Consider the following 21,408-nt stretch of genomic DNA (forward strand, 5'->3'; position numbering starts at 1 on the left):
GAGGCCGCTTAGCGGTTATGATTTATCGCGTCCAAGTTTCGGGGCGCAGTTCACATGCTCACCACCCGGCGCCCTCTTTCATGTGGCGACGCAAGCACCTCACGGACATGCGCCTCGTGCGGCAACTTACTTGCGAACGACCTTGACCACGGCGGCACCGGCGGCGACGGACGCCTCGGGCTCGACGGTCATCTCGACTGCCTCGAACTCGGCACTGTTGGAAACGGCGAGCACCACACAGTCCTTGTAGCCAGCCTCGGCGATGACGGCACGGTCCATCTTGAGCACGGGCTGGCCGGCAACGACCTGGTCGCCCTGGCCAACGTAGCCGGTAAAGCCCTTGCCCTGCAGGTTGACGGTGTCGACACCCACGTGCACGAGGACCTCGATGCCGGAATCGGACATGATGCCAACGGCGTGACCCATGGTGACGGTGACCTTGCCGGAAACCGGGGCGTAGACGATATCGCCCTCAGGCCACACGGCGCAGCCCTTGCCGAGAACCTCACCGGAGAACACCGGGTCGGGCACATCGACCATCTTGATGGCCTTGCCGGAAACCGGCGCGCAAAGCACGTCGGCACCTGCCTGGGCTTCAATGGCGGCGGGAGCTGCCGGAGCAGCGGGGGCTTCCTTCTTCTTGAATATGTCGAACAGGCCCATGAGATTCTCCTTGTTGTTCCGTGCGTGCGCTCGACAGCGCTCATGCAATGTAACTTATTTTACGCCAAATCCTCGCCGTTGCTGGCGATGACCTTCTTGTACCAATGGAACGAGTCCTTGCGGCTGCGCGCAAGCGTGCCGTTGCCGTCATTGTCCTTGTCGACGTAAATGAAGCCGTAGCGCTTCTTCATCTCACCGGTCGAGGCGGACACAAGGTCAATGCAGCCCCACATGGTGTAACCCATGAGATCGACGCCGTCCGCGATGGCCTCGTCCATCTGCTCGATGTGGCGGCGCAGGTAGTCGATGCGATACGGGTCGTGAATGGAGCCGTCCGCCTCGACCTCGTCCACGGCTCCCAGCCCGTTCTCCACGATCATAAGAGGAATCTGGTAGCGGTCGTAGACCTCCTCCAGGTAATACTTGAGGCCCTCGGGGTCGATCGCCCAGCCCCAGTCGCTCTTCTCGAGGTACGGGTTGCCGGCGCCGCCGAAGATATTGCCGCCCTCGCTTGCCTTGGGGTCGGCGGAGGCGGTGGCGCTCATGTAATAACTGAAGGAGTAGAAGTCCACGGTGCCCGCCTTGAGCGTGGCGGCGTCCTCATCGCTTACCTCAATCTTCACGCCCTCGCGCTTCCACAGGGACGGCGCCCACGAGGGGTACGCGCCGCGCACCTGGACGTCGCCGCAGTAAAAGTTGTGCTCGCGCTGCTCGCGCTGGGCCTTCAGGACATCTGCGGGGTTGCAGGTGCGCGGATAGGTGGCGTTGCCGGCGATCATGCAGCCCACCTTGTTCTCAGGGTCGATCTCATGCGCCATGACCACGCACTTCGCGCTCGCCAGGAACTGGTTGTGCAGGGCGTCGAAACGCACCTGCGGGTCGTCCCAGTCGCATGCGCCGAAGGTCATGGGCACGTCCTCGAGCCCCTCGGGCACCATGCCGCCGCCCATCACGCCGCCAAATCCGCCCATGAGCAGGCAGTTGATCTCGTTGAAGGTGAGCCAGTACTTCACCAGGCCGCGGTACTCGGTCATGACGGTGCGGGCGTAATTGAGGTAGAACTCGATGAGCGCGGGGTTCTTCCACCCGCCATAATTCTTGGAAAGGCCGTAGGGCAGCTCGTAGTGCGACAGCGTCACCATGGGCTCGATGCCCTGCTCGCGGCAGGCCTCGAATACCCGACGGTAAAACTCCACACCCGCCTGATTGGGCTCCGCCTCATCGCCCATGGGGAAGATGCGGCTCCAGTTGATGGACATGCGGTAGCACTTGAAGCCCATTTCGCCGAAGAGCTTGATGTCATCGAGGTAGTGATGGTACATGTCAACGGCCTCGTGGCTGGGGTAATGACGCCCGGGCAGGATGCCGTCGGTGATGTGGCGCGGCTCGCTCACCGTACCGCCGGTCATGATGTCCGGCACGCCGAGGCCCTTGCCGCCCTCGTTGTAACCGCCCTCGCACTGGTTGGCGGCGGTAGCGCCACCCCAGAGGAAGCCTTTCGGGAAGTTCGCCATGATGATCTCCTTTCGCATGGGCCCGGCGCGCCCGGGATGAGCCGAACGCGCCGGGCTGTTATTCGCCATTCGCTATACGGTACGTGCAGACGCACAGCCGGGAGCGGACGCCTACTTGGCGGCCTCCGGCTTATAGGTCGCGTACTCGATCACGAAGCCCACGGCGGCACCGGCGAGGGAGGCGACGATCGCCCAGACCATGTGCATGATGCCCACGGTGCTCGCAGGGTCGGTCGGGAGGAAGGACAGCCAGTTGAAGACACCCAGACCACCGGAGATGTACACCATGGCACCCGTGAGGCCGATGATGAGACCGCCCACGGCGGAGCCGATGCTCGCAACCACGAAGGCCTTCTTGTCGGGAAGGGCGACGCCGTAGATGGCGGGCTCGGTCACGCCGAAGAAGAAGGAGGAAATGATGGCGGGCAGGCAGATGCCGCGGAAGTTCTCGTCCTTGTTCTTGAGATACATGGCAAAGAGCACGGCGCCCAAGGAGAAGGAGTGGGCGATCACGGCACCAAGAATGTAGTCATAACCCAGCGTGGTGAGGTTCACGAGCGCGATGGGCACGAGGCTCCAGTGGAATCCGAAGATCACGAGACACATCCAGAACGCGCCGACGATGGTGCAGCCGAGCACGGAGCCGATAACGGGCAGGCCAAACAGGGCGGAGAAGATCAGGGACAGAAGGTTGGTGATCAGCGTGGCGATGGGGCCGATGACCAAATAGCCGAGCACAATCGAGGCGGTCATGGTGACGAGGGGCGTGAAGAACATCTTGACGGACGCGGGCATCCACTTCTTGCACCAGTGCTCCACGGTGGAGCCGAACCAGATCATGAGGATGATCGGAATAACCGAACTCGTATAACCGGAGGCGGGCATGATGATAGGGATGCCCAGGAACGTGGCGTACCAAGAGAAGGTTCCAGCGAAGCCGAGATCGATGCTGCCCACGACCTCGCCGCCGGTAAGGGCGACCATCGTGGGATACACGAGCGCAAGGCCGATTGCCATGCCCGTGAACTCGTTCATCCTGAACTTCTTGGAGGCGGTGTACGCCAAAATGACCGGCAGGAAATAGAACATGCCGTCGGCGATGGTGTACAGAATGGTGTAAGCGCCATCGTTGGCGAACTCAGGGACGAACTGAGTGATGGCGGCAAGGATGCCCTTCATGATGCCGGCGGCCGCGAAGGTGCCGAGCATGGGGGCGAAGATACCCGAGATGAGGTCAATGGCCTTGGCGGCAATTCCCTTGGGTGCGTCGTCCTCGGCGTCGATCTCCCCGCCCGCGACAAGACCGCCCACAGCGACGACGGCATCGTATACGTCCTCAACCTTATTGCCCACCACGACCTGGTACTGGCCGTTGGCCTGCATGACCTTGATTACGCCCTCGAGCTTCTCGATGGCCTCGGTGTTAGCCTTGCCCTCGTCCTTGAGCTTGAAGCGCACGCGGGTGATGCAATGCGCGACGCTGTTGACGTTCTCCTTGCCGCCCACATTCTCAAGAATGGCGCGCGCGAGGTCGTCGTACTTTCCTGCCATGTCTCAGTCCTTTCTCTCCAAAGAATCTGATCAAACCTATTTGTCCATCGCCTGGCCGGGCCCTGGCATGTGCGATATGACGACTGGATGTGCGTGATCAACCCTGTCGCAGGCGGTTGACGTGCATCATGAGGTAGAGCATCTCCTCATCGGAGCAGCTCCAGTTATATTCACGTTTGAGGTATTCGTTAAAACCCGCCGCGCAACGATAGGCGTCGGGGAAATCGCGAGCCGCCTGGCGGAACAGACCCGAGTTCTCGGTCTCCTTGCAGCTACCCCGCATAAGACGGCGGATGAGAAAGCGCAGGTGCGCCACAAAGCGCACGTACGCATAAGAGGTGCGGTCGAGCGTTTGGCCAAGCTGGCCCTCAATGATCTGCGTGGCGCGCTCGAGGATGACGGTGCTCTTCATAACGAGGTCCATGTCCTGGGCGCTGCCCATGCCGTCAACCTCGGCGTTGACAAGGTGCAAGGCGATGGAGGTCACTTCGCTCTCCGGAAGCTCCACGCCCAAGCGCTCGCGCACGACTTCAATGCCGCGACGGCCAAGCTCGGTCTCGCGCGGATACACGAAGGCGACCTCGTGGGACAGGGGATTTTCGATGGCCACACCCTCACCCGCGCGCTCGACCGCATATTGGAGATGGTCCGCGAGACTTATGACGAGATTGCCGGCGAGTTTGCAGTCGAGAGCCTTGTCCGCCAATGCGACGATGTCGGACGCAACGAGGAGGACCTCATCGGAGATGCCCTCGAACCCGTCGATTGACTTCTCGTCCACATCGCGGAAGACGCGCTGGATAACGGACTCGTCCTCAAGTTCGTAGGGCATCTCGTGGAAACCCACGCCCTTGCCGAAAACAACGACCTCTTCGCCCGCGTCGGTCGACGCGAGGGCGACGTTGTTGTTGATCTTCTTGAGGATAAGCATGAAAAAACTCCCCGAACCATCTCTGCGCACGAACGGCGACCACAAGGCCCCCGGACTTGAGTGCGCAAGTGATGCCTCCCGGAGAGTAACAACCTTGCTGCTGTTCTCATATTGTATAAGTCACTGCTGCATAATTCTAACAGCGAGTCGCAAACGGTAGCTATTCGGCGGCAAACGGTAGACGTCAATCTCCGCCTTGCGAGCCGCTACTCGTTCGGATTGATCGCGTCGAGCAGCTCGAACCCAGAGTCGCCATCGAACTCGTAGATGAATATCCCGCAGTTGCCGATCCGCCTACCGAGCCTTTCCGTCAACTCGACGCCGAACGCACGAGGAAATTGCGCGCACGCGGCGCCGTGGCTCACCATGAGGACGCTCTCGTGGTCGGGGCGACGCATAAGCTCGGTGATGGTGGTGAACAGGCGGTTACGGAACTCCATCTCGTCCTCCCCGCCAAACTGCACGTAAAAGTCGCCGAACGGCGGCGTAAGGTTCAGGTCCTCGGTAATGCCCTCAAACTTGCCGAAGTTCCACTCCTTAAGACCCTTCACACGCTCGTAAGGCATGCCCGGCACCACGAGCTCGAGGGTATCGCACGCACGCTCCGAAGTGCTCGAATACGCATGGTCGAACGTAATCCCGCGCTCGCGCAGCTCCTCGCCCGCGCGCTTTGCCTGCTCAATCCCAAGCTCGGTGAGCGGCGAATCACACCAACCCTGCTTGCGTTTGAGCACGTTGAACAGCGTCTGTCCGTGCCTCATCATGTACAGCTTTGACATCGTCATCTCCTCCTCGCGGTTGAACGTTACCTCGTCATCCTAGGCCTTGGAGCGTACTCAAAGGCAAGTGCGGCCTTGCTATTGAGGAAGCCACGCATCGCGTGCCTCGATTGCGTAGAGCGGGATGTCGTGAATCGCCCGTCGGCCTGCAGTCGGTTGCTGCGTCCATATGGACTCACGGCATCACGACAAATACTCAGGCAGATATTCCCGCACTCCGGGAAGCGCGATACGGAGCTTGGAACGGCCTTGGAGCTCTATAATCCCCTGTTCCAAAAGACGCTTTCGATAGGTCGCGATATAGCTCGGAGATTTTCCCAAACGCTTCGCGATGTCCTCCGACGTGCTCAACTCGTCATCTTCGAGCATGGCCTCAAGAAACGCGATATCCATATCGGAGAGCTCATCGAGAGTTGGACGCAGAATGCGGTTTTCCAAATCCGCCTTTGCCATCGCAATGCCCTCTTCCACCGAATCGAGCGTCATCGCATTTGAGGCATCGCGATTTTCCCAGGAGCGGAAGCCGACGAGCTGCATCATAAAGGGGAATCCATTCGTCGCATCAACAGCGGCGAGCAGCGCGCATTCGTCCACAACTCCCCCGGCCGCCTCGACCGTTGATTTGAACGCCGTGGAGATCTCCGGGTCGGCGATTCTGCCCAACCGGTATTGGCTGGCTCGCCTGAGGAACGAAACTGACTTGTCTCTCAGCAAGGCAGAAACTTTGTAGGGCAAACCCGCCATAAGCAGACCGACGTTTCGCCCCTCACGAATGAACAGCTGATAAACCGCCGCAAGCTCAATCATTTCATCCAATTCTGGATCGACTTCGTCGACGGTGATATAGAGGCCGACATCATGAGCAGCAAGTTCTTCCAAAATGTCCGTCATGAGACTCCGCCAATTTTGAGTAGGCGGTTCCTGACGCTCCCATTCAATGCCCCCAAGCTGCCCAATAGAAATTGCACTCAGCTTTTTATCGTGTGCAGGCTCGACAAACTCAACCGTGCGGCGCTTCGTCTGTTCCAAGATGTCCTGCAGCATTCCGGGAAGGCAGGAAACGTTGACGGCAATCCATCCATGACCCTCTGCATACGATCCGAGGTGCGACAGAAGAGCGGTCTTGCCTGTTCCGCGGGGACCAACAAGGATTGACGCAAGCGCAGGGTCGCCCAACCCGCGATCGAGCGCCCGTTCAATTTCACCGGTCAGAAAAGAGCGGCCCGCTATGTACAAAGGTGCTTGACCGAAATTCGGTGTAAAGGGGTTGTTCACGATGCCTCCGATCACAATGCTCATTCGCCTACACTATACCCATTCCTTGATTTGTTTTGCGCGCTTGATTTCCTTGATTTGTTTTGCAGCTTTGATTTGCTTTGCGCCAAGACCGCAAGGACGACCCATCGCATGTTTCCATATAAGTTTTGCGAATGCGCCGAGGCCCACTATAGAAAACCACTATCGAATGTGCTCGCGCACAAGCGCAGCAACCGCGACCTCGAGCTCCGCCCTCGTATGCACCGCTAATTTCGCGTACACACTCCTCAAATGCGATCGCACCGTACTACACTCGACGCATAGCACTCCTGCCGCCTCTCGGGCAGCGAGGCCGCTACACACCAGCAGCGCTACCCGCGCCTCAGACGGCGTGAGCCCTGCCCCTATCAGGACATCAATAACTGCCTCAGAACTTGTAGAGCTCAATGCTGTCCGTTTATGCAGCGTACGCCCTGTGTCCACAAGGCCCACGAACCCCATAGCTCCCCCGGCGACAATGCATACCGTAGATATTTCCTGCGATGCAAAGGCTTTCGCCGCGTCCGCAACAACGATACCTCCACACCATATCGCCAGCCCAACGAGAAGCACCACCGGATAGGCAAATCTAAACGATTTGCAGCTATGTTGTTCCTGGAAGGACAGGAGTGCGTCAACGGACATGCCAGCGAGCACCATGCACGGAAAACCGATCATCATGTGCCCCATCGGAGAGGCATCGTTATGACAGCCCAAATACTGCAGTCCGATAATCACCATGGCCGAAGCAAACCAGATGATCGCAATAAAACTCGCCAGGAGCACTTCTCGATTCCTCACATAGCGATTCCAGATGAAGAAGAGCGCACTCGTGTACAGGAGGGTCGAACACGCAAAGAAGATCGGTGGCAAGCTTGCTATGGCATCGACGTTTAAAACAGCGACTTCGTTAATCTGGTAGAAACCCCACCCCACCATTGAAAAGCCCGCAATGATGCAAAACGCCTGCTCTCTGCGCGGAAAGAAACCGACGGTCTGAGTCATTGTCTTCGAGTCACCCGTACGCACATCCTCAGGCATCGAGGTCTCGTCGCCTCGCTTCTCAGTGCGCACAACCCACGCTAACAACGTGCACAGAATTGCCGCGGACGTTGCGATCGCAACCGTATACCACACAGCCGTTGCAGATGAAACGGAAAGAACCATGGCAGCCACCGCGGCGCATTCCACAATCCCGCAATGAGCACGTCGCGCAAGATTAACCACGCTTTCAAAACCCACCACGAGCGCGGACAACGCCAACGAGCTGAAAAGAACTGGGAGAATCCCAGTGGTAGCTATACGGCCAGACAGCGCACATGACACAGGAACAATCAGTGCGGAACACACCGCGGCATACCGAAGCATACCGCGTCGCATCTTTCTCGAATCTACTTGATTGCTGAAAATGAGATAGCAAGATGCCAGCATAAGCAGAAGCGACGGCAATGTCGACCACACCTCGTCGCACAACCACGCACGTGACCCGCTCCACGGTAGTAAGAGTGACCCAGCCAGCGCGAACCATGCCACCAAACCCAAAGCAGCGACGCTCCGACGCACTGGGCAAGGACCCCTCCCCATCACCTCGGCCGTCTGTACCGACTTGGGCGTGGTGAACTTGGCGCGCGCCTCATCAAGCGACTCGACGCCTGCCTTTGCATACGCTCGCAAACGGTACGTTCCCGCCGTTGATCGTGATACGCCGAGTTCCTTGGCTATGGAGGCCAAAGATCTACCTCGGAGGCTTTCCATCAACACGAACAGCTCGCGTTCAGACAGGTTGAAAGGACCCAATTGTTCCGCAAGCGATTCAGGGGAAACCAAAACACACTTCTCCTCGCGCGATTCTTCCACATATCGACCCCGCGTGACGAAAGCACGCAAGAACAAAGCGAGGACGGAACATCCATCCAATGCTGCAAGCAAAACAACTTCTGGCATGCCGTGCGCAGAGGTTCCGTCAACCAGAAGACCGGCCATTTGCTCCCCCACAGAAGCAACGAGCGTAAGCACAGGCACCAATTCAACGCAGGCAAGCACTCGAAGCGCGCGCGGCTCATCTCCCCACACAGAGAAGACCGCCCCGATCATGTTCAGCCCAAACAGAAGCGAAAACAAAAGGGGCAACATGCCGGGCGAGCAGTCAAACGCGCAAAAAGCAATGACTGAGCCAAAGCGAGGCGCTTTCTCATTCCCTGCGAATAGGACTTGACTGGGACATTGAGCTTGGGATCCAGACCAACCGTCCTCATGCATGCATCGCAGTACTTTTGAATATCTCCGCTTGCGACGCCCCTGAGCTTCGCAAGGAGAACAAGGTTCTCCCTCCCCGTCTTCTCTTCAATGAACGGAGGGGTTTCCAGCATGATGCCAAAAGGAACATGACGATGTTCTCCCAGCGCATGACCGAGCACCTGCCCGCTTCCCTGGCGGGGAACAACAAGACCTGCCAGCACGCGCAGCATCGTGCTTTTTCCCGCGCCGTTGGGTCCCATAAACCCGATAACGTCTCCCCTTTTCGCCTCAAGAGAAGCATTGGAGAAAACAATTCGATCCCTGTACGAAACGCTCACGTTTCTCAGGGAAATCGCCGGTCCACCACCGATGACAGACGTGGAGGCCCCCATCTCTCTACCACCTCATCCCTCTATCGCCCCAATACGTTCAAAACCATCTATCTACAATTCCGCGTATGCGAGGCGTCACGCTCGCCCGTGAAGCCTTCTTTCGTGGACAAGAAGCAGCACCATCGAAATGGCCGATAGAACCGCAAGCATCGACAGCAAACTCGCCCAGTTGTTAATCGGATACGTGCCCGCTGCAACATCCGAAGCGACCGCGATATACCCCTGATATGCGCCACCGGCAAACTCCTGAAAAAATGAAGCCCCCAATCGGTAGTTCACCAGACACAGGCGATCGACAATCCAGCCTATCGTTTTGATCCAAGAGGTAATCCCCAGCAACATCCCCAAACTTGTGACCAGTGACTCGAACTGCGAGGCAATCACATAAAACAGAGCAACAACCAACGGAGCCGCGCTTGGAGATTTCAAAAAAGAGCATACCGCCATGGCAGTCCACGACAATACAGTTTCAAGCGCCCCAAAACCCAAGACAAGCGCAACAATGAGTGCGGCGTAATTCCAGCCCATGGGAATTGGCCCGTATTGAGCCCAAATACTGTCCTGCGGCCCACTCGATGCCAGCCATGCAGAAGGTTCAATCGCAATGGGGAGATCGAGCAAGAGGCATGACACCAGGATGCATGCGGCAATGAAGAGTAGTACGACGCCCTGACACACAACTGCCGCGGTAACAAGTTTTGCCGCTACATACGTCGAAGCGCCCCGCGTCTCGCACGCAATCAGAGTGCGCATCCCACCCGAATAATCTCGCGCTACAAGATCGGAGCACAGAATGCCGCACACAATCGGAAGGATAATCCCCGTTATCAACTGGTTGTTGAGGGCCAGATATGCCATATCAAAAGCAGTCGGCGAAACGCTCATGCCATCGTCGGCGAGTTGAGGCGCCGCGATCGCCATCTGCTGCAGCAAGTTGCCCCGCGCAAGCACAACCATCGCAACGAGGGAAACCATCGCCAATACCATACGGAACGGTGTCACGAACCTCCGCAGCTCGAAACTGACAAGCCGTCGGAACGCTGAAGACGCACTATGGACACTGCGCATGACCCCTCCTCATCTCATCAAATCGTTTTTTTGGGTCACACCTGCGGCTTTCACTCGGAGAGAACGCGGTGCCTTGACCGCAACCAACACCGATGCCGCAAGCACGACAAGGCAGAAGGAAATCTCGGAGCAAAGAAACACATGCAGCGCGGCGCTTGTCTCCGTATACGCCATCAGGCTATATACGGGTTTCGCCAGCCTCTCCGGCGGCATACCTAGAGTTCCCAATACTCCAGCGATAACCGTCATTGCGGGGGTATAAGACAGCGTGAGCCATATCATGGGAATAGCGAGCACCCCGGCGTGCTTCCAGCGGGCAATCAAGGCAAAGCCCATGGATGCGGCGCCGATCGCTACCACCCGAAGCATGCCGACCAAGATCGCACCGGCATAATTGATCGCCATGGAATCTGTTAGAACTCGGACCCCTGCACTCGCAAGACTCGTCATGTACGCGGCATCAAGCGTACCGCGACAGAGCAACGCGCATACCAACAGGATACATACGCCCATCGCAACAGCGGTGCATAACGAGAGGGCAGTTGCCACTAATATGAATTTCAGCGCCAGAACCTTGGCGTCTTCACCGTTCGATTGAATCATCACAACGTAGCCGTTTGCCAAGTGCTCTTCGGCATAGGCGCACACGACGAACGGCACGATGAGCCACGGGGCGGCGGAGCGCCCAAAGGCCTCCGCCGCCAGAACGAGAGGTGGCAAATCGATGCCCATGATCTCAACTTGACCTGCATTTCCGTACGCAGTCAGCATCAGCTGAACGAGCTCATAGAACAACAGCGCGAAACAGGCGAGAAACGCCCAAACCAGCTTCCGCCCTGTGCATAGGCGCAACAGCGTAAAAAAAGATCGAGACATCCTAGCATCCATCCGCTTGCCACGTGCGGCTTCCCCTTATGGAGCCATCACACCGTCGAAGACACTTCAAGTCTTAACCCGTTATGCCTGTTCTGTCTGTCGTACACCCCTGATGAAATGCATGTTTCCTGTCGTACAGCCTTACGTAAAAACGGAACGGCCCCGTACTTCGGAGCCGTTCCGCAATGCAATGTATATAGATTCGCGTGGTCTACTTTGGAGCTTTCTTAGATTAGTCCCAAGTGCACAAAGGCGTTCCACATGCCGTCGTCGTCCACATCCGTGGTGACCCAATCGGCAGCGGCCTTGGCCTCGTCGCCGCCACTGCCCATGCACACGCTCGCGCCGCAGCACGCGAACATGGGGATGTCGACCTTGGCGTCGCCCACGGCGATGGTGTCTGCCATGTTCGCGCCCAAGTGTTCCACGAGCACACGGATGGCGTGCGCCTTGTCGAGCCCCTTCACGCCCAGGTCGCCAAACAGGGCATGTTCGCCCTTGCCGCCCCAGGTGCGCGCCACCAGATCGGGGAACTCCTCGACGGAGTCCAAATGATCCTGGTAGCTCGACAGGATAAAGCTCACCTTGTTGAGGTCGTCGCGGTACAGCTCGCCACCGTAGATGAGCGCGTCCATGAACGCATGGGCCGAAGTCTCGGCATCCTCGTCGCTGGCGCCCTTGCCCTTGGCGTAGAGCCTCATGACCGGGCCGGCCTCCTCGCGAAAACGTTCGCTCGCGAACAGGCCGTTGTTGGATTCGAGGTAGAACTCGAGCCCGCGCGCATGCAGCCAGTCCACAATGTGGCGGCACTGCTCCGCCGTAATGAGCTGATGCATCACCACCTCACCCTCGGACTCCACATAGCAGCCGTTGCCGCCGATCATGCCGTCGAAGCCGATCTCCCAGATCTCGGGCGGGTTCTCGGCCTTGCTGCGGCCGGTGCACATGTACACGCGGTGCCCGTTGGCGCGGGCCGCCTTGATGGCGTCCTTCGCAGACTGCGGCACGTTGTTCTCGTAGTCGGTGATTGTGCCGTCCACATCGAGGAAGACGATCTTGGATTGCGCCATTACTCGAGCCCCTCGGCGCCGTTGGACTTGATGATCTTCTGATACGCGAAGAAGCTGTCCTTGCGGCGACGCTCGTAGGTGCCGGTGCCGTCGTCGTACTTGTCCACATGGATGAAGCCGTAGCGCTTGCGCATCTCGCCGGTGCCGGCGGAGACGAGGTCGATGGGGCCCCACCAGGTGTAGGCGATAAGGTCAACACCATCGGCGACGGCCTCGGCCATGGCCTTCACGTGGCTCTTGAGGTAGTCAATGCGGTACTGGTCGTGGATCGAACCGTCCTCCTCGACCGTATCGTAGGCGCCCATGCCGTTCTCGACCACCATCAGCGGAATCTCGTAGCGGGCGTAAATCATGTTGAGAGCGATGCGCAGACCCTCGGGGTCGATCTGCCAGCCCCAATCGGTACTCTTGAGGTAGGGGTTCTTGCCGCCGAAGGTCATGTTGCCTTCGGTCATCTCATGGTCGGCATGCGTGCTCACGGTGCCGGACATGTAGTAGGAGAAGGTGTAGAAGTCCACCTTGCCGGCGGCGATATCCTCGAGGTCACCGGGCTCCATCGCGAGCTCGATGTCGTTTTCGGCCCAGAAACGCTTGGCGTAGAACGGGTAGGCACCGCGCACCTGGACGTCGGAGCAGTACCAGTTCATACGGTTCATCTCGAGCTCGTTGGCGAGCACGTCGGCGGGATCGCACGTACCAGGGTAGCTCAGGATGAAGCAGTCCATATTGCCCATCTTGAACTGCGGGTACTTCTCGTGAGCGAGCTTGACCACGCGGCCATGCGCCACGAACTGATGGTGCAGGGCCTGGTAGCGCTGCTGCGGCGTGGTCTTGATGGCGGACGCCGGACCCTCAAAGCCCTGGATGAGGCCGGTCTCCATCATGGCACCCATGTCCATGGTGCCGCAGTTGATCTCGTTGAAAGTGAGCCAGAACTTCACCTTGTCCTGGTAGCGCTCGAACACAGTGGCGCAGTAGTTCTCAAAGAAGCCGATGAGCTCACGGGAGGCCCAACCGTTGTATTTCTCGACCAGGTGGTAGGGCATCTCGTAGTGCGAGAGGGTCACGAGCGGCTCGATGCCGTGCTCGCGGCAGCAGTCGAAGACGCGGTCGTAGAACGCGAGGCCGGCCTCGTTGGGCTCGGCGTCGTCGCCGTTGGGGAAGACGCGGCTCCAGGAGATGGACATGCGGAACATGTTGAAGCCCATCTCAGCGAACAGCGCGATGTCCTCCTCGTAATGATGGTAGAAGTCGATGCCGTCGTGATTGGGATAGAGCACGTCGGGCTTGATGTCGACCGTGATCTCACGCGGCTTCTCGTGGCTACCGCCGGTGAAGTGGTCGTCGACGGAGGGGCCTCGCCCATCGACGTTCCACGCGCCCTCGAACTGATTGGCCGCAGTGGCGCCACCCCAATAGAAATTCTTAGGGAACATTACATCCTCCTTTGTCCCGGCTTTCTCAGGTGCCCCAGATCGGCGTGAACGCAAAGGCGCGGTGTACTGGCGTACATAAGCCTTTGGGTTCGCGCCGAGGTGGGGTGCCTGGGAAAGCCGGGCGAGTTAGGAAAGGTCCTCGCCGTTGGTGGCGATAACCTTCTTGTACCAGTCGAAGCTCTTCTTCTTGGAACGGGCCAGGGTGCCGTTGCCCGCGTCATCGCGATCGACGTAGATGAAGCCGTAGCGCTTGGACATCTCGCCCGTGGAGGCCGAGACCAAGTCGATGGGGCCCCATGTGGTGTAGCCGAGCAGGTCGACACCGTCCTCAGTCACCGCATCGCGCATGGCCTCGATGTGCTGGCTCAGGTAGTCGATGCGGTAATCGTCGTTGATGGAGCCGTCTTCCTCGACCACGTCCTTGGCACCCAGGCCGTTCTCCACCACGAACAGCGGCTTCTGATAGCGGTCGTAGAGGTCGTTGAGGGTGATGCGGAACCCGAGCGGGTCGATGGCCCAGCCCCACTGGCTCTCCTTGAGGTAGGGATTCTTGGTGCCCGCGAAGGCGTTGCCCTCGGTCTTGGGGGCGTCGGAGCCCTCACCCGCGGAGCAGCGCGTGGAGTAGTAGCTAAAGGAGATGAAGTCGACCGTGTTCTCAGCCAGGATCTGCTTATCCTCGTCGGTCATGCCCACATCGATGCCCTCGTGCTCGAGCTTCTTGAGCGCGTAGGACGGATAGTACCCGCGGCTCTGGACGTCGACAAAGAAGTAGTTGTCCTGGTTGGCGAGCTGGGCGGCGCGCACGTCCTCGGGGCGGCAGCTGTAGGGGTAGTAGCTGCCCGCGGCGAGCATGCAGCCGATCTTCACGTCGGGGTCGATCTCATGCGCGATCTTGGTTGCCCAGGCGCTGGCGACGAGCTCGTTATGGGCGGCCAGGTACTCGACGGCCTCCTTGTCCTCGCCCTCCTCGAACACCAGGCCGGCGCCCATGAACGGCAGGTGCAGGATCATGTTGATCTCGTTGAAGGTGAGCCAGTACTTCACCAGGCCCTTGTAGCGGGTGAAGATCGTGGTCGCGAGGTTCTTGTAGAAGTCGATGAGCTTGCGGTTGCGCCAGCCACCGTACTCCTTGATGAGATGGATGGGACAGTCGAAGTGCGTGATGGTGACGAGCGGCTCTATGCCGTGCTTTTGGCACTCGCGGAACACGTCCTCGTAGAAGGCGAGGCCGGCCTCATTGGGCTCCGTCTCGTCTCCGTTGGGGAAGATACGGGTCCAAGCGAGGCTCATGCGGAAGGTCTTGAAGCCCATCTCCGCGAACAGCGCGATGTCCTCCTTGTAGTGGTGGTAGAAGTCGATGCCGGTCTGCGCCGGATAGAAGTACCCGTCCTCGAAATCGAGCATCTTGCGGACGCCCATACCCACCGCGAAGCGATCCTTGCCGTGCGGCATCACATCGACGTTGGCCAAGCCACGGCCGTCAACGTTGTACGCGCCCTCGCACTGATTGGCAGCGGTGGCTCCACCCCACAGGAAGTCGTCACGAAAACCCATCTTGCACCCCTTCTCGCGCGCCGGGCCCGCTGCCCCATGCAGCAAGCGCTCGACGAACCATGGCCCCAGTATGCCGAGCGCAAGGACGCGCCACAATGCCCCGGGCAGATGCTGATACTTCTTTTCTATGCCGTTTTACGAACTACACAACGTGATTGATACATCCTGATACCTTTTGCGAAATCCCCAGATCGTCATCGGGACCACATGGATTCAGGCTCCGCGCACGCCTGTTCGAAGTAATGCATCTTGTTGGTGGGAAACCCGATAGTCACGGCGAAAAACTCCCCCGGGCGCGCGTCCGCCCGCACGGAAAGCCCCATTTTGCCGCATAGGCGCTTGACCAAGTACAGGCCAATGCCCGTGGCGCGTTTGCCCGTGCGTCCATTGTCACCCGTGAACCCACGATCAAAGACGCGCGGCAGCTCCGCTTGCTCAACCCCGCAGCCGTTGTCACGGACCTCGAGCTCTACGCGCTCCGTCGCGCGCCCTTCATCCACCAGTCTGCTCGTAAACACGATTTCGGCACCCTCTCCTTGGGCGTACTTCGCGCTGTTCTGGATAAGTTGGCCCAGGATGAACGTCATCCACTTCTCGTCGGTAAACACCGTGTGGTCAAGCCCTCTACGAAACGGCGACACGTGGGCGCCGATGAGCACGCGCGCGTTCGCGCGAACTGCGTCGCCCACGAGCTTCTGGAGGTCATAGGCGCGAATGAGGTAATCGCGATCAAGAGACTCGGAGCGCGCAAAGAACAGAGCCTGTTCGATGTAGCCCTCAACGCGATCGAGCTCCTCGCCGAGCGCCTCGGTCTTAACAAGGAGCTTCTCTCCCGTCTCGTCGGCGGGCGCCGCCTCCATAAGGTTTTCCAACATCAAGTGGGAGGCGGCCAAGGGCGACTTGGCCTCATGTACCCACGTTTCGACGTACTCGCGATAATCCTGAGTCTGACGACGATACTCCGCCACGTCATCATTGGCCGCTTTGGAAACGCGGCAAAGTGCCTCGTACGCCAGGCGCCCTTCCAAAAACTCGGGTCTATCCATCATCTCGGTGATCCACAGGGGATGCTCGACATCATCGATGCATGCAACCAAGTCGGCGTAAAATGAGCGCTTTCGGCGGTAATCGACAACGAGCACCACCAGTGCCGATCCCACGATCAGCAAGGCCATCAGCGCACTCACTGCAAACCCCGCGCCGCCCACCGCGGAAATGAACGCGCAAAGCGCCGCCGCGATGCAGACAAGCGCCATGTGAGGCCATGACGAAGCAAGGAACTCGGATAACTTCATCGTGCACCCCTACACCGAGTAGCCGCGACCGCGATGCGTGGTGAGATACCCCGTGATCCCGATTTTTTCCAGCGTAGTGCGCAAACGGTTGATGTTCACGGTGAGCGTGTTGTCGTCCACAAAGGCGTCGGAGTCCCATAGGTCGCGCATGATCGCCTCTCGGCTCACGATCGTTCCCGCATGGGCGATAAGCAGCGAGAGGATGCGCATCTCGTTTTTGGTGAGCTCGATGGAGCGGCCGGTCTGCGTTGCGGTTGCCGTGGAGCGCGACAAGTCGAGAGCCACGCCATTGTGCTCGAGCGCGCGGCTGGAATCCGATGCGCCCTTGACGCGACGCAGCAGCGCCTGCACGCGCGCGACGAGCACACGCGCGCTGTAGGGCTTGGGTATGAAGTCGTCCGCGCCCATGGTCATGCTCATGACCTCGTCGACCTCGGTCACGCGCGACGTAAGCACGATGACGGGAATGTCGGACTGCTGGCGCAGTTCGCGGCAGATGAGCTGGCCGTCCGTACCCGGAAGCGTGAGGTCGAGCAGCACGAGGTCGGGGCGGGCGGTCAGGATATCCTCAACCACGTGGTCGAAGGTAAGGCAGTACGACGCCTCGTAGCCCTGGCGCTCGAGCACTTCGATGACCTCGTTGCGAATGGGGGCGTCATCCTCGACCACGAATATGCGCGCCATGCCACCACTTCCCTTCCACCGCCTCGCGCGCGAGGGCGTGTTCGCCGCGCGCATGCAGCCGATTGACGTTTTGTCGTCCTTTCATTATGCCCCGCCTAGCCTCGCAACGAGAGCGGCAAGCGAAGAGCTTTCATCAATGTAAGGAGCCGGCACAGGCGCGCGGGAGGGCGATTGCCTCCGCATGAGGAACAACTTCTTCCGCGAGAGTTAACTTTCGCGGAACGATACACACGACTCGCGGCAAAACGGGCTGCGAGAGTTAACTTTCGCGGCAGGAATGCGGCTGAGGGAGACCGGCGGCGCGGGTAAGGGCACGGTTGCGCGTAGCACATCAGACAAAGAGCTTGCGGACGCCAGCCGAGAGCTGCGCCGCGTCACCGCTGGTCGCTCCGCGCTCGACCACCACGCCGTGCTCGTCGGAGATGAGGAACACGGCATCGCCCTCACCCGCAGCGCCCGCAACCTGCTCAGCCGTCACGCCGTCCACGAGTGAACGTTCAACCGCATGACCGCGAACAGCAGCAAGCTGCTCTACCAGCGTAGCGGCACCGCAAAGAGCCTCGCCGGGCGCAGCGGCGAGCAACACACGACCATCGGCGGTAAGCACGCCAAGAAGTTCGGGCGCCACCCCGGTGCCCGCCGCCTCCGCACGCGCGATGGAGGCACGGGACACAAGCGCGGCACGCGACGTATCCGCCAGCGGCTCATACGGCCCAACGCTCATAAGGGCATCGCCGTTCACATCGATCACCAGCATGAGCACGCCGTTCGGATCCTCATACTCCCCTGCCGCAAGCGACCATTCAACGTGCTGTTTGGCCCATGAAAGCATGTTCGTGGTGAGGGGCGCACCGTTGACCACGCGCTGCGACAACGCTCGAATGTGGCGGTTGATGAGCGGAACCTGTCGGCGGTTCATGCGCCAACGGCACACCAAGGCGGGGTCGGCCAGCTCGAACTTCTCAAGACCGCGCTCCTGCTCGGCGCAAAACATCTCGTACGCGGCGCATTCCTCAGCCGAATTGAAGAACGGTTCGATGTCGCTCACGGCGAATCCTCCTAAGCAAAAACGTACCGGGAAAACAATTCCCCGGCACGTTCAAATCACATACAACACCCTCGGGCAAAGGAAAGTCGAGGCACACCACCCAGCTCAATCCAGGTCGGCGAGGTCTTTCCAGGTTCCCTAAAAACCCTCCAAACCGGCGAGGGCTTTCCAGGTGCCGCAGATTGGGGTGAAAGAGGAGGGCGCACGCCTAACGTACGGCGCCCGACGATTGAACCCCAAGGTGCGGTGTCTGGGAAGCCCGCAGCAACCCGTTGCTACTTAGTGACGGAAGTGACGGGTACCGGTGAAGACCATCGCGATGCCATGCTCGTTGCAGGCGTCGATGGACTCCTCGTCGCGCACGGAGCCACCGGGCTGGATGATGGCGGTCACGCCGTGCGCCGCGAGCGTGTCGACGTTGTCGCGGAACGGGAAGAAGGCGTCGGACGCGCAGGCGTAGCCACCGGTCTCCTGTCCCAGGCGCTCGCAGACCTCGTCGGCGCGCTGGCAGGCCAGCAGCGCAGAGTCCACGCGATTGGGCTGACCGGGGCCCATGCCGATACCCATCTCGTCCTTCGCGATGAGGATGGCGTTGGACTTGACGGTCTTGCAGACCTTCCAGGCGAACATGAGGTCGCGCATCTCGGCATCCGTGGGCTTGCGCTCCGTGGGGAACGTGAAGGTGGCCGGGTCCTCGTCGACCGTGTCGACGCGCTGGACGAGCATGCCGCCGTCGACGGTGCGCATCTCGAGCTTGGCATGGCCGGAGGCCGCACCCGTGGCGAGGACGCGCAGGTTGGGGCGCTTGGCAAGACGCTCGAGGGCCTCAGGCGTGAAGCTCGGGGCGATGAGAACCTCTACGAACAGCTTGTCGCGGTCGGCAAAGTGCTCGACGAGCGACAGCGGCACCTCGCGGTTGACGGCAACGATGCCGCCGAAGGCGCTCTTGGGATCGCACGCGAAGGCGCGGTCGTAGGCCTCGGTCACGTCGCCCGCCACGGCGGAGCCGCAGGGGTTCTGATGCTTGAGGATGATCACGCCGGGCTCGTCGAACTCGCGAACGGCGTTCCAAGCAGCCTCGGCATCGAGGAAGTTGTTGTAGGAGAGCGGCTTGCCCTGCAGCTGCTCGGCACCCACAAGGGGGGCATCGGAGGAGAACAGCGGGGCATTGGCGGCGTCGAAGCGGTAGACCGCAGCGGCCTGCTGCGGATTCTCGCCATACCGCAGGTCCTGGGCCTTCTCGAGCTTCATGCCCATGGATGCCGGGGCAGCAAACTCGCCCTCGGCGGTGAGCGGCGCGGTGGCGGCACCCTCGACCTGGGCGGCAAGCCAAGTGGAGATGGCGGTGTCGTACGCGGCAGTGGTGGTGTAGACCTTGACCTGCAGGCGGCGGCGCGTCTCGGGCGTGGTGGCTCCGTCGTTTGCGCGCATCTCGGCGAGGACGGCGTCATAGTCGGCCGGATCGGAGACCACAGTCACGGCGGCGGCATTCTTGGCAGCGGAACGCAGCATGGAGGGGCCACCGATGTCGATGTGCTCGATGGCGTCGGCGAAGGTGACGTCGGGGTTGGCGACGGTCTTCTCGAACTCGTAGAGGTTCACGCAGACGAGGTCGATCATGCCGATGCCGTGCTCGGCAGCCTCGGCCATATGCTGCTCGGAGTCGCGACGGGCGAGCAGGCCGCCGTGGACCTTGGGGTGCAGCGTCTTGACGCGGCCCTCCATCATCTCGGGGAAGCCGGTGTACTCCTCAATCGGGACGACGGGAACGCCGGCCTCGACGAGAACCTTGGCGGTGCCGCCGGTGGAGATGATCTCAACACCAAACTCCTCCGCCAGCGCCTTCGCGAACTCAACCACGCCGGTCTTGTCCGTAACCGAAATCAACGCGCGCGAAACCTTTCCAAGGTCTGCCATGTGCCCTCCTTCGCAGGGGTGACGCGCCGCAAGCAGCGTGCGCATCGCTATCCAACATGCACTTACTGTACCGCAGGCGGCAAACGCTCACATCGCTCAACGCGCGCGATTTGAAGAACTTGCCGAGAAACCATGGCGTTTGCGCGAAAAATATGAGGTGAGCGACGGGTTCCACGAACGCACCACAACACGTGCGCGTTGCGGTGGTAGAAACGAGGGGACGACAGGAGGGTCCATGGTCTCGCGCGTAACGTATAGGCCTTTTGATGAAGGCGACTTCGAAGACATTGCCGCCATCATCCAGGAGGCGTGGCATACCGAGGTTCCCTCACCTGAGTACGGGTTTCTCGAGGCTTGCAACGACCTCTCATATTCGCTCTCCATTTCCTCGTTCTCACAGGTGGCGCTTATCGACGACAAGCCGTGCGGCATCGTTCTCGCCTGTCCGAGCGCAACACGCATCCGTGCCCACAAGCGCTGGTTCATCATGTCCAAAGATTACTTCCGCCGCATGCGCGAACTTGAACCCGAGGCTGCCGCCAATTACTGGAAGGGCGTCCAGCTCACCGAGTCTAAGAATGACAAGCTGCTGAGCGACAGCGGTTTTGCCGGGTCGACGGAGATCACCCTGCTCGCGGTTGGCGAATCGGCACGCGGTATGGGCATTGGCAGCGTGCTTATCGATGCGGCGACCACGTACCTAACCGAAGAGGGCGCGCGCCAGGCGTTCCTCTACACGGACACCGACTGCACCTGGCAGTTCTATGAGCACCACGGTTTCAAACGCGCCGGCACGTATCGCAGCACGCGCGAAGAGCGTCGCCTGCTCCCCCGCGAGATGTACGTGTACGGACTGGACCTCTCCGCTTAGAATCGACGCCGCTGTCCTGTAGCCCTCGCATGCATCACGGGATCCCTCGGACTTCGCGCCGCGCAAAGCCGATTCATCGCACAAAACATCCCCTGCATGCCGCGAATCGGGCGTTTTTGTAACGAGTTCTCGGACGAGGCGAGTAGCAGGGAAATCCGGTCGGCATTTCCGCAGGTCACAACTGTTCGATGATGGCGTCTACTCGAGCCGTTCTGATTTTCGTTA

18 protein-coding genes are annotated in these 21,408 nt (G+C 60.0%); 1 reads left to right on the forward strand and 17 read right to left on the reverse strand.

The window, feature by feature from the left end; genetic code table 11:
• Positions 1-126: 126 nt before the first annotated feature.
• The 17 genes from Q5Q88_RS04695 to purH all read right to left on the reverse strand — a co-directional run bounded on the left by Q5Q88_RS04695 (position 127) and on the right by purH (position 20,312).
• Positions 127-663, reverse strand: a complete 537-nt coding sequence (locus Q5Q88_RS04695; RefSeq protein ID WP_302742051.1) for a PTS glucose transporter subunit IIA — start codon at positions 661-663, stop codon at positions 127-129.
• A gap of 59 nt (positions 664-722) precedes the next feature.
• Positions 723-2,177 carry a glycoside hydrolase family 1 protein gene (locus tag Q5Q88_RS04700; RefSeq protein ID WP_294159199.1) on the reverse strand — a complete coding sequence of 485 codons (1,455 nt, stop codon included), beginning with the start codon at positions 2,175-2,177 and terminating at the stop codon, positions 723-725.
• Between the two features lie 111 nt (positions 2,178-2,288).
• The gene (locus Q5Q88_RS04705) at positions 2,289-3,728 is read right to left on the reverse strand and encodes a PTS transporter subunit EIIC (protein ID WP_294123450.1); all 1,440 of its coding nucleotides are present in this window, start codon (positions 3,726-3,728) and stop codon (positions 2,289-2,291) included.
• A 97-nt stretch (positions 3,729-3,825) separates the two neighbouring features.
• Positions 3,826-4,659: a PRD domain-containing protein gene (locus tag Q5Q88_RS04710; RefSeq protein ID WP_118653487.1), complete on the reverse strand. Its 834-nt coding sequence runs from the start codon at positions 4,657-4,659 to the stop codon at positions 3,826-3,828.
• A 206-nt stretch (positions 4,660-4,865) separates the two neighbouring features.
• Entirely contained in the window at positions 4,866-5,438 is a 573-nt protein-coding gene (locus tag Q5Q88_RS04715) for a histidine phosphatase family protein (RefSeq protein ID WP_118653486.1), read from the reverse strand.
• Between the two features lie 183 nt (positions 5,439-5,621).
• Positions 5,622-6,737, reverse strand: coding sequence for an AAA family ATPase (locus Q5Q88_RS04720; RefSeq protein ID WP_118653485.1), 1,116 nt, complete (start codon positions 6,735-6,737; stop codon positions 5,622-5,624).
• Positions 6,738-6,896: 159 nt separating this feature from the next.
• The gene (locus Q5Q88_RS04725; protein WP_302742054.1) at positions 6,897-8,828 is read right to left on the reverse strand and encodes a LuxR C-terminal-related transcriptional regulator; all 1,932 of its coding nucleotides are present in this window, start codon (positions 8,826-8,828) and stop codon (positions 6,897-6,899) included.
• Positions 8,829-8,830: 2 nt separating this feature from the next.
• Complete coding sequence (locus tag Q5Q88_RS04730; RefSeq protein ID WP_118653516.1) at positions 8,831-9,364, reverse strand: ATP-binding cassette domain-containing protein; 534 nt, start codon at positions 9,362-9,364, stop codon at positions 8,831-8,833.
• Between the two features lie 75 nt (positions 9,365-9,439).
• Positions 9,440-10,432, reverse strand: coding sequence for a hypothetical protein (locus Q5Q88_RS04735; protein ID WP_118653483.1), 993 nt, complete (start codon positions 10,430-10,432; stop codon positions 9,440-9,442).
• Between the two features lie 9 nt (positions 10,433-10,441).
• Positions 10,442-11,308: a hypothetical protein gene (locus Q5Q88_RS04740; RefSeq protein WP_302742057.1), complete on the reverse strand. Its 867-nt coding sequence runs from the start codon at positions 11,306-11,308 to the stop codon at positions 10,442-10,444.
• Positions 11,309-11,535: 227 nt separating this feature from the next.
• The gene (locus Q5Q88_RS04745) at positions 11,536-12,378 is read right to left on the reverse strand and encodes a Cof-type HAD-IIB family hydrolase (RefSeq protein ID WP_118653481.1); all 843 of its coding nucleotides are present in this window, start codon (positions 12,376-12,378) and stop codon (positions 11,536-11,538) included.
• On the reverse strand, positions 12,378-13,814 hold the full coding sequence (locus tag Q5Q88_RS04750) for a glycoside hydrolase family 1 protein (protein ID WP_302742059.1): 1,437 nt from the start codon (positions 13,812-13,814) through the stop codon (positions 12,378-12,380). The genes Q5Q88_RS04745 and Q5Q88_RS04750 overlap by 1 nt, the downstream gene beginning before the upstream one ends.
• Before the next feature lie 126 nt (positions 13,815-13,940).
• Complete coding sequence (locus Q5Q88_RS04755) at positions 13,941-15,368, reverse strand: 6-phospho-beta-glucosidase (protein ID WP_302742061.1); 1,428 nt, start codon at positions 15,366-15,368, stop codon at positions 13,941-13,943.
• Positions 15,369-15,562: 194 nt separating this feature from the next.
• Positions 15,563-16,663 carry a HAMP domain-containing sensor histidine kinase gene (locus Q5Q88_RS04760; protein ID WP_302742063.1) on the reverse strand — a complete coding sequence of 367 codons (1,101 nt, stop codon included), beginning with the start codon at positions 16,661-16,663 and terminating at the stop codon, positions 15,563-15,565.
• A 9-nt stretch (positions 16,664-16,672) separates the two neighbouring features.
• On the reverse strand, positions 16,673-17,347 hold the full coding sequence (locus Q5Q88_RS04765) for a response regulator transcription factor (RefSeq protein ID WP_294123779.1): 675 nt from the start codon (positions 17,345-17,347) through the stop codon (positions 16,673-16,675).
• A gap of 331 nt (positions 17,348-17,678) precedes the next feature.
• Positions 17,679-18,395 (reverse strand): hypothetical protein, encoded by a 717-nt coding sequence (locus Q5Q88_RS04770; RefSeq protein ID WP_302742066.1) that lies wholly within the window; start codon positions 18,393-18,395, stop codon positions 17,679-17,681.
• A 279-nt stretch (positions 18,396-18,674) separates the two neighbouring features.
• Positions 18,675-20,312, reverse strand: coding sequence for a bifunctional phosphoribosylaminoimidazolecarboxamide formyltransferase/IMP cyclohydrolase (gene purH, locus Q5Q88_RS04775; RefSeq protein WP_302742068.1), 1,638 nt, complete (start codon positions 20,310-20,312; stop codon positions 18,675-18,677).
• A 235-nt stretch (positions 20,313-20,547) separates the two neighbouring features.
• Between purH and Q5Q88_RS04780 the strand changes: the two genes are divergently transcribed.
• Positions 20,548-21,183, forward strand: coding sequence for a GNAT family N-acetyltransferase (locus Q5Q88_RS04780; protein WP_302742070.1), 636 nt, complete (start codon positions 20,548-20,550; stop codon positions 21,181-21,183).
• Positions 21,184-21,408 lie beyond the last annotated feature (225 nt).

This window comes from uncultured Collinsella sp. (assembly GCF_959026545.1).
Taxonomy (GTDB): domain Bacteria; phylum Actinomycetota; class Coriobacteriia; order Coriobacteriales; family Coriobacteriaceae; genus Collinsella.